We start from the raw sequence: 14,150 nt of genomic DNA on the forward strand, positions 1-14,150 counted from the left end.
TCAGGCCGCGGCCATGTTCGGTTCGGCCGCTTCTCGGGTAAAACGCACGGCGATGGCGCACAGGGCCGAGATCACCACCAGCGCGCTCAGGATGATCAGAGTCTGGCGGATGTCGCCCGTGCCCTTCATCAGGAATCCTGCCGCCACGGCGCCCACGTTGCCGCCGGCGCCGATGATGCCGGCCACGCCGCCCAGTGCCTTGCTGTCGATGAAAGGCACCAGCGCGTAGGTCGCGCCGCACGCCATGTGGGTGAACAGGCCGAAGACCAGCATGGCGATGACGGCCCAGGTGACGCTGTCGACCTTGGCAAACCACAGCAGGCCAACGCCTTCGCCGATCATCAGCATGAACAGCAGGGTCACGCGGCTGTTCAGGTTGCCGCGCAAGGCCAGCTTGTCGGACATCCAGCCACCCAGGGCGCGGGCAGACAGGGCCAGCAAGCCGAAGCTGCCGGCGGCCAGGCCCGCCGATTTCAAGGACAGGCCAAAATGGTCGACGTAGTACACGGCAGCGATGTTGTGAATGAAAATCTCGATGCCGAAGCAGGCGCCGTAGGTGACGAACAGCAGCCACACGCGGTAGTTGGAGCTGGCCGCCTTGAAGCTCTCCCAGCCACCCTTCTTGCCACCTTCGATGGCCACGCCGGCGGCGCGCAAGTCCGAGTAATTGCCTTCAGGGCAATCCTGCGTATAGCGCCAGTAGAGAACGGCCATCACCAGCATCAGCACGCCCGGCACCAGCAGGGCCACGCGCCAGCCCAGCGATTCGGACACGCCCAGCATGACTACGGCACCGAGCAGCAGTGGCATCAGCGCCTGCGCTGCGCCGCCGCCCGCATTGCCCCAGCCGGCGGCGGCGGCATTCGCCGTCCCCACGACGCGGGGAGCGAACATCACGGAGGTGTGATATTGCGTGATGACAAAACTGGCACCGACAGCGCCGATGCCCAGGCGGAAGAACAGAAAGCTTTCATAGCTTTGCGAAGCGGCCACGCCCAGCACGGGAATGGCGCCCAGCAGCAGCAAGCCCGTGTAGGTCTTGCGCGGGCCGTAGCGGTCACACAATGGCCCGACGATCAGGCGCACGAGGATGGTGATGGCGACGGCCGCGATATTGATGTTGGCCACTTGCGCCAAGGAAAGGCCGAACTCGCCCTTGATGACAGGCATCAGGGGAGCGCAGGCGAACCAGGCGAAGAAACACACGAAAAATGCCATCCACGTCAGGTGAAATGCGCGCATGGGCGGCGTGGCGAGGGAGAAGAGCGCGATGCTCGTTGCTTTTTGGCTGGCCATATAGGTTCCCGAAATATCCCGTTGATAAAACAAAACGGCGCCCGCCCCCGCCGATGAAAAATCAGCCTGGGCGGACGCCGTTGTCCATGTGGTCCGTCGTTGGACCGTTGTGCGTTTATTCAGGGGATCGCCGTTGATCCGTACCTTCTGTTTAGCAAGCGCCGTGCCAGCTTGCCGCACGGGCAAACGCCCTTATCGATACGAGGTTTGCGCCAGATCATGGCCAATCGCGGTGCAAGCACGCCACTTACTGGTGCATGCGGGAACCAGCAAGTGGCAACTCTTGTCTAACTACCATCTGAAGCAGTAGCGGGAGGCCACGATGGTCAAGACACTGCGGCGTCGCTGGCGGCCACCCTGGCCGCCATGGCTGGCATGTGCGTGCGCCGGGCTGCAGCTCATTGCGTGGAGCAATACCGCCGCCGCGCAAGAACCGAAGGAACACAGCGAGCTCGATGCCACCGTCGTCGCGCCCTTTCACGCCGCGGCCGGTGCACGGACGACGCAGTCACGCACATTTATCGTGCGGCTCACCTATCCCGATGAAGGCCGCCCCCATGCCGTGCGCTGGACATTGACCTTGTCCGGCCCCGGCCCGCAAGGCACCGTGCTGCGGCGCTGGTCGGGCACGGAACCGGTGGGGGCCAACGGCAAGAGCGTGAACCTGCCCTGGGATGGCCGCGCCGACGCCGATGCGCGCGAACGGCGCGTGCTGGCACAGGACGGCTTGTATCAGTTACGCCTGCTTGCGGTGGCGGACGCGGGCACGCCGCATGAAGCGCAGGTGGAACAGCAGTGGCACATCCAGGTGCAGCGCGGTGCAAGCACGGCGCCCAGGGTGAGCGCCTTCCAGGCCGGCCTGCAGCAACTGCCCGGCCTGGAAGGCCAGCCCGGCTACCGCATCGTCTACGCCAACCTGCACAGCCAGACGCGCCACAGCGATGGCGGCGCGGCGCTCGACGCCTGCCATGGCGCGCAAGACCCGCAAACGGCGCCCTACGGCCCCATCGATGCCTACAAGTATGCGCAAGACCACGGGCTCGACGCCCTGCTGACGTCCGAGCACAACCACATGTACGACGGCTCGGACGGCACCAACGCCGCTGCCACCCCTGCTGAAGCGATAGCCCTGTACCAGACGGGCCTGGCCGAAGCGGCCGCGTATTCGGCCGCCCACCCGGGCTTCCTGGCCCTGTACGGCATGGAATGGGGCGTCATCAACAAGGGCGGCCACCTGAACATTTTTAACGGCGAGCAGTTGCTGGGCTGGGAAAAAAATGCCCAGGGCGAGCTGGTGGCCGATATCGAGACGCCGAAGGGCGATTACGCGGGGCTGTACAGCTTGATGCGCGAAAGGGGCTGGATCGGCCAATTCAACCATCCCGCCTATGCAGGCCAGTTTCTCGTCAACGGCCAGCCGCTGGGCTACACGCCGGACGGCGACGCGGCCATGGTGCTGTGCGAAGTCATGAACACGTCCGCGTTTTCCACGAACGACGAGGAAACGGAAACGCGGCGCAGCAATTACGAGGCGGCCTGCAACCGGGCCCTGGCGGCGGGCTACCACGTGGCCTTCAGCAGCAACCAGGACAACCACTGCGCCAACTGGGGCGCCTCGTACGGCAACCGCACGGCCGTGCTGGTGACGAACAAGGCTGCCGATACATCATTGTCGCGCGACAGCTTGCTCGAAGCGCTGCGCGCGCGCCGCGTGTTTGCCACCATGGACAAGCACGCACAGCTGCTGTTCACGGCCAACGGCAGGTTAATGGGCGAGCGCTTCGACAACCGCGGCCCCTTGCACCTGGCCACCAGCTTCAGCAACAGCGCGGGGCGGCAGGCGGCGGCCGTCGCCATCTTCCACGGCGTGCCGGGCGGCAACGGTTCCGTCACGCCCATCTCGGACCAGGCCGAGCTCATCGTCACGCCCGCGCCCGGCCCCCATTTCTATTACGCGCGCCTGACGCAGGACGACGGCAACATCGTCTGGTCGGCGCCCTTGTGGGTCAATCAACTGCCGTGACGGCGACTGGGCGGGCGGAATGCCGGGCCATCAATTCGACCACCCAGTCGATAAAGACGCGCAGTTTCTTGCTGACATGGCGGTTCGGTGGATAGGCGAGATAGAGCGGCATGGGATCGACCGTCCATGCTTCGAACAGCGGCAGCAGCTCGCCCCTGGCCACGTGCGGCCGCGCCATGTAATCGGGCAGCCACAGCACGCCCAGCCCCGCTACCCCGGCCGCCAGGTAGGCGTTGCCGTCGTCGATCGACAGCACGTACTGGCCATGGATCTTGACGCTCTGGCCCTCGCGGTGCATCACATACGGAAAGCCGTTGCCGCTGCTGGCCCAGCGAAAGCGCACGATGCGGTGCGCGCTGTCCTGCAAGTCCAGCGGATGCAAGGGCGTACCCACCCCTTGCAGGTAGGCCGGCGCCGCATACACGCCCAATGGCAGGTCGGCGAGCTTGCGCGCCATCAGCGACTGGTCGGTGATGTCACCGCCGCGTATCACGCAATCGACATTGTCGGCGATCACGTCGACCATGCGGTCGCTGGCGCCCATGTCGAGCACGATATCGGGATACAGCGCATGAAACGTGGGCAGCGCCGGCACCAGCAGCAAAGCGGCAAGCGGACTGGGCACGTCCACCCGCAACTGGCCCCGCGGCAAGGCGGCGGCATGCGGCAAGCTCGTTTCGATTTCTTCCAGTGTATCGAGCACCTGCACGATGCGCTCGTAATAGGCCGCGCCATCGGCCGTCACATTGACCTTGCGCGTGGTGCGGTTCAGCAGTTTCAGGCGCAGGCGCGTTTCGAGCTGCTGCACCAGTTGCGTCACCGTGGTGCGGCTCATGTGCAAGGTCGCGGCCGCCCGCGTAAAACTGCCCGTCTCGACCACCCGCACGAACGCCTTCATCGCATCAAACCTGTCCATCCACGCCTCCGCCATTCGATTGTTTGGATTATACAAATAGTCCAGTCCGATCTGGCCGCTTTATCCGCAGGTTGGTAGCAGATAAAGTGTTCTCCAGGCAGCAACTTCGCTGCATCAACAAAGGAAAGCTGATGAAACGCGACGTCGTATTCCCTCCGGGCCGCCAGGCCCTGTATGAACAGAACCGCTATTCCCCTGCCGTCCGTGCCAACGGCCTGCTGTTTGTGTCGGGGCAGGTCGGCAGCCGCGAAGACGGCACGCCCGAACCCGGGCTCGAAGCCCAGGTCCGGCGCGCCTTCGACAACCTGAACGCCATCTTGCAAGCCGCCGGCTGTACCTTCGACGATGTGCAGGACGTAACCATCTTTATCGTCGATCCACAATCGCACTTCCAGCGCATCTGGGATATCGTGCAGGCAGAGTATTGGGGCCAGGCGCCGCACCCGACGGTCACGGCCGTTGGCGTGACGTGGCTGTATGGTTTCCAGTTCGAAATCAAGGTGGTGGCCAAGCTGCCGGGCTAGGATACGGCGTCCGGAAGCGTGCAGGAAAATGGCAGCAGGCTTTCCCTCGCACGATTGCCCGCCGCAAGGTGCGTTGACACTGATCTATGGCAACATTGCGCAACCGACGCATGCCAGGAAACGGAATGAAACCAAAAGCGCTGATCATCGCCAATATTGAAGCGTACTTGCTGGAACCGCTGAGCGCAGCGGGCTTCAAGTTCTCGCCTAGCCAGCTGACTTTCAAGCGCACGCAGAACGAATTTCTCCAGGCCATCCATTTCCAGGTCAACCGCCATAACGAAGAGGATGTCTGCGTGGCATTCTGGAGCCACTATCAAGTCTCGTCCAGATCCTATGCTACATGGCACACGGCGCGCTACGGCCGTGAACCTGTCAACAATATCGTTGGCGGCGTGGCGGACTGGAATATCAGAAGCTGGCAATTCCCTGTCATCGATGGCAAGGAAGTCAAAGAACACCAGCTCGTCGATCCGTCCCATCGGGCAACGGTCATGGCCTGCCTGAGGGACAATCTGCTGGAGTTGGCCGTTCCCTGGTTTGAGCGCCTTTCCAATTGGGAAAATGCAGCCCTGGCTCTCGTCGAAGCGCAAGAATCGCATGCCAAGGCCTGCGATTTTTATCTGATGGCGGGCAAGCAGGAAAGAGCCCTGTGGGCACTGAACGAGGGCCTTGCCTATTGGCAGAAAAATCCCGCAGCCTCTTTTCCGGAGGAAAAAGAAGAGATCGCTTTGCGGATGGAGAAATACGCCTATGCTTGACATCACTTGCCCCTACGATGGCGACTGCGGACGCCACTTCGACAGCAGCGCAATGGATGCCTCGGATGGCGCGTTCTTGAAAACGGCCATCGGCAAAAGTATGACCTTCATGTTCCTGCACTGCCCCGCATGTGCAAGGATGTTCCAGTTTAATCCAGTCGCCTGGACAGCGCAGGCGTGCGAAGCCGTCGCGCCCAAGGCCGCCCGGCCAGCGAAGAAAAGCGGCAAGCAGCTGGAAAAATTGCTGACCAGGGAAAAAGTGGCCCTGCCCCAGGCCTATCTCGCTCACCTCCGCAGCGCAAAGCCACGTCCCGACATGGCGATTTTCACCGATGAAGCCCCCTTCACGCTGTACAGCCTGGACGCGCTGTGCAAAGACGTCGAGGTGGATGGAACAAGCTATCTGGCAGTCAGGCAACTGGCTGGCTTTGCGCAGGCGCTGGCACAAGCGGCGGGAACGGGGTCGAAGCAGGCTGCACCGTTCAGTCCTGCCGAGCTGGCGGAGTGCCTGGCCATCGGCGAGGAAAACACGCGCATCCTGTTCATCGACAGCCGCGACAACGATGCCTTATGGATTTATCACTGCGACGGCGGCGATGTCGAAAAGACGGGGCTCACCGTGACCTCGCTGATGGGGCCTGGCGCCCCCTGAAGAGCCAACACGCCGCAGATTCTACGGCCCCGCTCTTTTCCAGCAAACAATATTGGAAAAATAATTATTTTTTAAGCAGCCGTCCATAGACACTGGTTCCCCACAGCAATCCATGGCACCATGGCTGCGCCGTTTTGCCTGCAACGCGGCCTCCATCGGACCAACCAGGAACCCTCTATGTCGTCATATCGCATTCTCGCCGGCAGCATGCTGCTCGGCCTGGCCACCGCGGGCATCGCCCATGCGCAAGCCCCCGCCCCTGCCGCCGCCAACACCGATCCCCATTTGTGGCTGGAAGAAGTCCTCGGCGACAAGCCGCTGGCCTGGGTCAAGCAGCACAATGACGTCACCACCAGGGAACTGGAAGCCCAGCCCGGCTTCCCCGTCCTGCAGGCGCGCCTGAAAACCATCCTCAACTCGAAGGAACGCATTCCCTACGTGAGCAAGGAAGGCGAGTTTTACTACAACTTCTGGCGCGACGCCCAGCACGTGCGCGGCATCTGGCGCCGCACTACCCTGGCGCAATACCAACTGGCCGAACCCGTCTGGGAAACCGTGATCGACCTCGACCAGCTGGCCGCCGGCGAGAGTGAAAACTGGGTCTGGGGCGGCGCCTCCTGCCTGTATCCGAAGGGTGAACGCTGCCTCATTTCCCTGTCACGCGGCGGCGGCGACGCCAAGGTGGTGCGCGAATACGACGTGGCCAAGCGCGCCTTCGTCGAAGGCGGCTTCACCCTGCCCGAAGCGAAGGGCAGCGCCAGCTGGATCGACCAGGATACCCTGTTCGTCTCCACCGATTTCGGCCCCGGCTCGATGACCAGCTCGGGCTACCCGCGCATCATCAAGCAGTGGCAGCGCGGCACGCCGCTGGCGCAGGCGCAAACCTTGTACGAAGCCAAGCCCGACGACCTGAGCGCCGGCGCCTACAAGGATTTCACGCCCGGCCATGAACACCAGTTCATCGAGCGGCAGATCGATTTTTACAGCGGCGAGATGTTCCTGCGCGACGGCGCCGAGTTGAAGAAAGTACCGAAGCCGGACGACGCTACGGCCTTCACCGTGCGCGACCAACTGGTCATCACCTTGCGCTCGGACTGGAAAGTCAACGGCAAGACCTACCTGCAAGGCTCCTTGCTGGCCACCGACTTCAAGGCCTTCATGCAGGGCAAGCAAGACCTGGAAGTGCTTTACGCCCCCACGGCCACGTCGTCGCTGGACAATGTCACGGCAACCAAGTCCGCCATCCTCGTCACCACGCTGGACAAGGTCAAGAACCGCCTGACGGAACTGCGCCACGTGAACGGCAAGTGGCAGCGCCGCGCCGTCGATGCGCCGAAGCTGGGCACCCTGGCCGTCAGCGCGCTCGATTCCGTCGACTCGGACCAGTACTTCCTGACGGTGACCGACTTCCTTAACCCGACCACCCTGTACCTGGCCACGGCGCAAAGCGACAAGCGCACGAAAATCAAGTCGCTGCCCGCCTACTACGACGCCACACCGTACAAAGTGGAGCAGTTCGAATCGACGTCGAAAGATGGCACCAAGGTGCCGTATTTCGCCATCATGGGCAAGCAGACAAAGTTCGACGGCAGCAACCCCACCGTGCTGTATGGCTATGGCGGCTTTGAAGTGTCGCTGAAACCCAGCTACAGCGGTACCACCGGCGTCGCGTGGCTGGAGAAAGGCGGCGTGTATGTGCTGGCAAATATCCGCGGCGGCGGCGAGTTCGGTCCCCGATGGCACCAGGCGGCGCTGAAGGAAAACCGCCAGCGCGCGTATGACGATTTCATCTCCGTGGCGCAGGACCTGATCAAGCGTAAGATCACCAGCCCGCGCCACCTGGGCATCATGGGCGGCAGCAATGGCGGCCTGCTGACGGGCGCCGTGCTGGTGCAGCGCCCCGATTTGTTCAACGCCGTCGTCAGCCAGGTGCCGCTGCTCGACATGCGCCGCTATAACAAGATGCTGGCGGGCGCCTCGTGGATGGGAGAGTATGGCGACCCGGACGTGCCGGAACAATGGGCGTACATCAGCAAGTACTCGCCGTACCAGAACGTCTTCAAGGACAAGAAATATCCGCGCGTGCTGTTTACCACCTCGACGCGCGACGACCGGGTCCACCCCGGCCATGCGCGCAAGATGGTGGCAAAGATGGAAGAGCAAGGCCACGACGTGCTGTACTGGGAAAACACGGAAGGCGGCCATGCGGGCGCCGCCAACAACGACCAGCAGGCGCTGATGTGGGCGCTGACCTACACCTTCCTGTGGGAGCAGCTGAAGTAAAGTGGTGGTGTCGGATTACGCGCTCACGCGCCTCGGCGGCCCCGCTAATCCGACCTACCCAACCTGCCCGGCCTACCCGGCTACTTGGCCTGTGCGCTGGGGCGTTCCGCGATGCGGTCGCGGTAGGCCTGCAAGTTCTGCAACCCTTCCGCGCCGGGCCGGTACTTCATCAGGCCGCGCACGAATTCCAGCGCGCAGAAGGCCGTGATGTCGGCAATCGTGAAGCGGTCGCCGGCGATGTATGGCTGGTGGGCCAGCACCTGGTCCAGCCATTGCGCCGTCTCGCGCAGCTTGCCCGCCTGCGCCGTGGCGAAGTCGGGAAACTGCGGATTTTCCAGCGCCACCAGGGCCGGATGGCCGTGGCGCACCCAGTTGGCGGCGGCGCTGAACAAATGCAGTTCCACGCGGCGGTCGGCCATCTCGATAAACGCGCGCTCCTCGTACCCCTCGCCCATCAGGTTCGGCTGCGGCTGCAAGCCTTCCAGGTAAGTGCAGATGGCGCGCGTCTCGGTCAGCACGCGCCCATCGTCCAGCTCCAGCACGGGCACGCGGCCCAGCGGGTTTTTCGCCAGGAAGGCGGGATCGCGGTGATGGCCCGCCATCAGGTCGAGCGCCACTTCCTCGATGCCGGTGATGCCCTTCTCGGCGATGAACATGGTGACGCGGCGTGGATTGGGCGTGCGGGGGCTGATAATCAGTTTCATGTGCTTGGGTCTCGTCTCGTTATGGGGGGACAATCCGCTGCGGGGCTGGCCTGCGGCAGTACGGTCACGCGTCCATCATACCAGCGCACCGTCATGGTGCGGCGCCCCTGGCGCGTTGACTTTGCCCCGGTTTCGCCTTAGATTGCTGTAGGGGAACGCTGGCCGCCAGTTCCAGCATGTCCCCCACACGTCATCAACGCCCGCAGCCTATCCGGCTGGCGGGCGTTTTATCCATGAAACTAGGGCATACCATGCATCGCACACCGACTCCGCGCTTCCGCCGCAGCCAACTGGCCGCCGCCGTCCTGGCACTGGCTTCCATCACGGCCGCCCATGCGGGCCACGCAGCTCCCGCCGCAGCACCCAAATACGCCTCGGCCAGCCACGCCATTGGCACCACCACGCAGCTGCCGCGCGGCGTCACGCCCTTGCACTACATCCTGTCGATCACGCCGGACGCCGCCGCCTCCACCTTCAAGGGCACAGCCGCCATCAAGGTGGCCGTCGACAAGCCAACGGCGAGCATCACCTTCAACGCCTTGAACCTGACGTTTGCGGCCGCCGCCATCGAAGGCCCGGGCGGCAGCAAGCAGGTGACGCGCAAGATCGATTTCGACGCGGACAAGCAGACGGCCACCGTGCATTTTGCCCAGCCGCTGGCCAAGGGCGAGTACCTGCTGCGCATCGACTACAGCGGCAAGATCGGCACGCAGGCCACGGGCCTGTTTTCGCTCGATTACGACACGCCGCAAGGGCGCCAGCGCGCGCTGTACACGCAGTTCGAAAATTCGGATGCGCGCAGCATGCTGCCGTCGTGGGATGAGCCGGACTACAAGGCCACCTTCGCGCTGGACGTGGTCGTGCCGAGCAGCCAGATGGCCGTCGGTAACATGCCGATCGTCCGCAGCGAGGAACTGGGCAATGGCATGAAGCATGTGTATTTCGCCACCACGCCGCGCATGTCGACGTATCTGCTGTTCTTCGGCCTGGGCGACTTCGAACGGGCCACGGCCATGAGCGAGGGCACGGAAATAGGCGTCATCACGAAGCGGGGCGCGCTGGCGCAAAGCCGCTTCGCGCTCGACGAGTCGGCCGCCCTGCTGCGCGAATACAACGATTATTTCGGCGTGCGCTACCCGCTGCCCAAGCTCGACAACATTGCCGCGCCGGGCCGCAGCCAGTTCTTTGGCGCCATGGAAAACTGGGGCGCCGTGTTCACTTTTGAATATGGCCTGCTGCTCGACCCGGCCATCTCGACGCAGGCCGACAAGGAAAACATCTACACCACGCTGTCGCATGAAATGGCGCACCAGTGGTTCGGCGACCTGGTCACCATGCGCTGGTGGGACGACCTGTGGCTCAACGAAGGTTTCGCCTCGTGGATGGAAGGCCGCACCACGGAGCGTTTGCATCCGGAATGGAACACGGCCCTGTCCAGCGTCGGCGGACGCGAGTCGGCCATGAGTCAGGATGCGCTGCGCACCACGCACCCTGTGGTGCAGCGCATCGCCACCGTGGAACAGGCCAGCCAGGCGTTCGACGGCATCACCTATCAAAAAGGCGAAGCGGTGATCCGCATGCTCGAAGCGTATGTGGGCGCCGATACGTGGCGCACGGCCGTGCGCAACTACATGCGCAAGCATGCGTATGGCAATACCGTGTCCGACGACCTGTGGCGCGAAGTCGATGCGGCCGCCGGCAAGCCTGTCAGCGCCATCGCCCATGATTTCACCCTGCAGCCGGGCGTGCCGATGATCACGGTGAGCGACGCCGTGTGCAGAAACGGCAATACGCGCGTGCGCCTGACGCAGACGGAATTTTCCAAGGACCAACCAAATAAAAAACCGCTGTCGTGGAGAGTGCCGGTGATCGCCTCGACGGTCGGCAACGGCAAGCTGGCCACGGTGCTGGTGAAGAATGGCAAGGCGACCCTGAACGTGCCCGGCTGCGGCGCCCTGCTCGTGAACGCGGGCCAGAGCGGCTACTACCGCACCGTGTACGCGCCGGCCAACACGCGCGCGCTGGCGGGCAGCTTTGCGCGCCTGGCGCCGATCGACCAACTGGGCTTGCTGGCGGACAGCCAGTCGCTGGGCCTGGCCGGTGCGCAAAACCTGGCCGATTTCCTGGAACTGGTGCAAGCGACGCCGCTGTCGGCCGATCCGCAGGTGCTGGGCAAGGTGGCCAGCTCACTGGGCAGCCTGTACGAACAGTATGCGGGTGATGCCGTTCGCCAGCAGGCTTTCGGCCGCTTCGCCATGGCGCGCCTGGCGCCGATGATGACGCAGACGGGCTGGGAAGCGCGCGCGGGCGAGGCGTCGAGCGTGGCAACCCTGCGCGGCCGCCTGATCGCCATCCTCGGCGACATGGGCGAACCGGGCGTGATCGCGGAAGCGCGCCGCCGTTACGCGGCCAGCGAACAGGCCGGTGAGCAAAATGCGGCCGCCATGCCCGCGCCGCTGCGCCGTACCATCCTGGGCGTGGTGGCGCAGCATGCGGACGCCGCCACCTGGGAGCAGCTGCACGCCAAAGCGCAGCAGGAAAAGACGCCGCTGGTCAAGAATCAGCTGTACGACTTGCTGGCCTCGAGCGACGATCCCGCACTGGCGCAGCGCGCATTGGCGCTGGCACTGACGGATGAACCGGGCGTGACGAACAGCCCGGCCATGATCTCGCGCGTGTCGCGCTCGCATCCGGAACTGGCCTTCGACTTCGCGCTGGCGCACCTGGAGCAAGTCAATGCGCGCATCGACGCCAGCTCGCGCAGCCGCTATTTCCCGCGCCTGGCCGCCGGTTCGGCGCAGCCGGACATGATCGCCAAGCTGGAAGCGTACGCGCAAGCGAACCTGCCGGCCAGCGCGCGCGGCGACGCCGACAGCTCCGTGGCCGGCATCAAGTACCGCATCAAGGTACGCGCCGAGCGCCTGCCGGCCGTCGATGCGTGGCTGGCGAAACAGGCGGGTTAAGAGGTTTCCCGGCGCTGCGGCGCCGGAACTGATGAAAACGCAGGCAAAAAAAACCGGCTTCGCAAAGTGCGGTAGCCGGTTGAAACGCTGTTTCAGAGCGCAGGGATAAAACGGGAAAACACATGAAAAAGTGGAAATCGTGCCGGTCATTGAGGTGTCCGGCAACCTTGCGCTCGGGGTTTCCGTGCGCCATGTATCCACTATGCCAGCCCTTCGTTGAAACAGGCTTAGGACTTCATTAAATCCCCGCCCGTTTCCCGTATTTCCCCTGCCCCGCCCTGCAATCATTACTATAAAACAAGTTTAACGTATCTGGTGCCGATGGTTGAGCTCACCGGCTAAGCTGTTGAGTCATGCCTGCATCCTATCGCTCCCGGAGCGTAGTGATCTGCGCATCGCATGCTGTGTGCCAACAAAAGCATCATAACAGTGTCATATGACCGCCATATGACCTAGCTCTAACATTGCACGCGCACCTCCGCGCGGATCGCGTACTATTCCCCCATCGCCCATCGCCCTTGTTCCATCTATTCCATCTGCCCCATGCCCAGCCAGAATCTTCGCACCGTTTTCCTGCTTGCCTGCGCCTTGCTGGCGTCCTGCACACCCCTGCCGCCCGCGCCTGCCCCGGCTTCCGCGCCAGCTACCCCTGCCGCGATGCCCGCGCCCGCGTGGCAGCGGCAGGGCGTGCAGCTGCTGCACATCGCGCCCGACGAATCCCTGCTGACCATCACCGTGCGGCGCGGCGGTGCGCTGGCGCGGCTCGGGCATGACCACGTGGTGGCCAGCCGCAGCCTGCAGGGCGTCGTGGCGCCCGCGCTGGGGCGCGCGCAGTTCCGCTTCCGGCTCGACGAAATGAGCGTGGATGAAGAAAGCCTGCGCCAGGCGGCCGGTTTGACGACAACGCCGTCGGCCGACGCCATCGCCGGCACGCGCCACAATATGCTGGTGCGCGTGCTCGAGGCGGAACGCTATCCGTGGGTCAGCATCGCCGCGCGCCGCATGGGCAACAAGGAAGTGTTTGATGCCGACATCACGCTGCATGGCGTGACGCGCACGGTGCAGCTGCCGGTGCGCATCGAGCAAGCGGCCGATGGACGCCGCCTGCAGGCCAGCGGCAGCCTGCTGCTGAAACAGAGCGACTTCGGCATCGTGCCGTTCGCCGTCCTGGGCGGCGCCATGGCCGTGCAGGATCAGATGGAACTGGCGTTCCGCATTACCGCCCGGCAAGACGTCAGCGGGCCAGGATCAATCGCAAGCCCAGGCCGATGAAGATGGTGCCGGCCACCCGGTCCAGCCACAGGCCGGCGCGCGGGCGGCGGTTCAGCCACAGGCCGACGGCGCCGGAAAAATAGCCGAGCAGGCCGAACAGCACGCACGCCTGCGCCGTGAAGACCAGGCCCAGCTGCGCCGTCTGCCAGCTGGCGTTGCCCTGGCCCGCGACGATGAACTGCGGCAGGAACGACAGGAAAAACAGCACGACTTTCGGATTGATACTGTTGGCAAACAGTCCCTTGCCGAACAGGCGCAGCAAGGATTCGTCGGGCAAGGCCGCCGCGCCATCGACTCTGGCGCCGCCACGGCTGCGCAAGGCGCCGATGCCCAGCCACACGAGATACAGCCCGCCGGCCACTTTGAGCGCCGTAAATGCCATGGGCGAGGCGGCCAGCAGGGCCGACACGCCGATGGTCGCCAGCACCGTGTGCGTGAGGCAGCCAAGGGCGCAACCGAGGCCGAACGCCATGCCCTGGCGGCGTCCACGCGACATGCCCACGCCCAGCACCATCAGGTTGTCGGGGCCGGGGCTGGCGGTGATCAAGACGGCGGCGGCCAGGAAGGCCAGGAACTGGTCGGGACTGAGCATGAATATCTCGCGGGCAAAGGCGCCATGATACCGGAGCGGGCGCCAGGCGGACAGGACATGAAATTGCCCGTGTGTCACCGAGAGTCGATTAAAATGGGCACTCCAATGCAAACGGCGTTGCCGCCATTTCCGCGCGACCATCACCAAGCCCATCGATGCCAGCA

General features: G+C 64.0%; 11 protein-coding genes. 7 read left to right on the forward strand and 4 right to left on the reverse strand.

Annotated elements, in window-relative coordinates; all coding sequences use genetic code 11:
• Positions 1 to 1,296, reverse strand: a complete 1,296-nt coding sequence (locus tag JAB6_RS07135) for an MFS transporter (protein WP_070302020.1) — start codon at positions 1,294 to 1,296, stop codon at positions 1 to 3.
• Positions 1,297 to 1,618: 322 nt separating this feature from the next.
• Between JAB6_RS07135 and JAB6_RS07140 the strand changes: the two genes are divergently transcribed.
• A complete protein-coding gene (locus tag JAB6_RS07140; RefSeq protein ID WP_070302021.1) occupies positions 1,619 to 3,319 on the forward strand; it encodes a CehA/McbA family metallohydrolase in 1,701 nt (566 codons plus the stop codon).
• Here the strand turns inward: JAB6_RS07140 and JAB6_RS07145 are convergent.
• Complete coding sequence (locus JAB6_RS07145) at positions 3,303 to 4,235, reverse strand: LysR family transcriptional regulator (protein ID WP_070302028.1); 933 nt, start codon at positions 4,233 to 4,235, stop codon at positions 3,303 to 3,305. The genes JAB6_RS07140 and JAB6_RS07145 overlap by 17 nt on opposite strands.
• A gap of 128 nt (positions 4,236 to 4,363) precedes the next feature.
• On the opposite strand from JAB6_RS07145, the gene JAB6_RS07150 reads away from it, so the two are divergent.
• The 4 genes from JAB6_RS07150 to JAB6_RS07165 all read left to right on the forward strand — a co-directional run bounded on the left by JAB6_RS07150 (position 4,364) and on the right by JAB6_RS07165 (position 8,455).
• On the forward strand, positions 4,364 to 4,759 hold the full coding sequence (locus JAB6_RS07150; protein ID WP_046684597.1) for a RidA family protein: 396 nt from the start codon (positions 4,364 to 4,366) through the stop codon (positions 4,757 to 4,759).
• A gap of 125 nt (positions 4,760 to 4,884) precedes the next feature.
• Positions 4,885 to 5,520, forward strand: a complete 636-nt coding sequence (locus JAB6_RS07155; RefSeq protein ID WP_058048611.1) for a hypothetical protein — start codon at positions 4,885 to 4,887, stop codon at positions 5,518 to 5,520.
• Positions 5,513 to 6,172 carry a hypothetical protein gene (locus JAB6_RS07160; RefSeq protein WP_046684022.1) on the forward strand — a complete coding sequence of 220 codons (660 nt, stop codon included), beginning with the start codon at positions 5,513 to 5,515 and terminating at the stop codon, positions 6,170 to 6,172. Before JAB6_RS07155 ends, JAB6_RS07160 begins: the two co-directional genes overlap by 8 nt.
• A gap of 177 nt (positions 6,173 to 6,349) precedes the next feature.
• Positions 6,350 to 8,455, forward strand: a complete 2,106-nt coding sequence (locus JAB6_RS07165; RefSeq protein WP_070302022.1) for a prolyl oligopeptidase family protein — start codon at positions 6,350 to 6,352, stop codon at positions 8,453 to 8,455.
• 80 nt (positions 8,456 to 8,535) lie between these two features.
• Here JAB6_RS07165 and JAB6_RS07170 read toward each other — a convergent pair whose 3' ends face one another.
• Positions 8,536 to 9,159, reverse strand: coding sequence for a glutathione S-transferase family protein (locus JAB6_RS07170; RefSeq protein ID WP_046684020.1), 624 nt, complete (start codon positions 9,157 to 9,159; stop codon positions 8,536 to 8,538).
• A 251-nt stretch (positions 9,160 to 9,410) separates the two neighbouring features.
• On the opposite strand from JAB6_RS07170, the gene JAB6_RS07175 reads away from it, so the two are divergent.
• Positions 9,411 to 12,122: a M1 family metallopeptidase gene (locus JAB6_RS07175; RefSeq protein ID WP_070302023.1), complete on the forward strand. Its 2,712-nt coding sequence runs from the start codon at positions 9,411 to 9,413 to the stop codon at positions 12,120 to 12,122.
• A 543-nt stretch (positions 12,123 to 12,665) separates the two neighbouring features.
• Complete coding sequence (locus JAB6_RS07180) at positions 12,666 to 13,394, forward strand: YceI family protein (protein WP_254671508.1); 729 nt, start codon at positions 12,666 to 12,668, stop codon at positions 13,392 to 13,394.
• On the opposite strand, the gene JAB6_RS07185 is transcribed toward JAB6_RS07180, so the two are convergent.
• On the reverse strand, positions 13,357 to 13,986 hold the full coding sequence (locus JAB6_RS07185; RefSeq protein WP_070302025.1) for a LysE family translocator: 630 nt from the start codon (positions 13,984 to 13,986) through the stop codon (positions 13,357 to 13,359). The two genes, JAB6_RS07180 and JAB6_RS07185, sit on opposite strands and share 38 nt — an antisense overlap.
• Positions 13,987 to 14,150 lie beyond the last annotated feature (164 nt).

The organism is Janthinobacterium sp. HH104 (assembly GCF_001758715.1).
Classification (GTDB): Bacteria; Pseudomonadota; Gammaproteobacteria; order Burkholderiales; family Burkholderiaceae_D; genus Janthinobacterium; species Janthinobacterium aestuarii.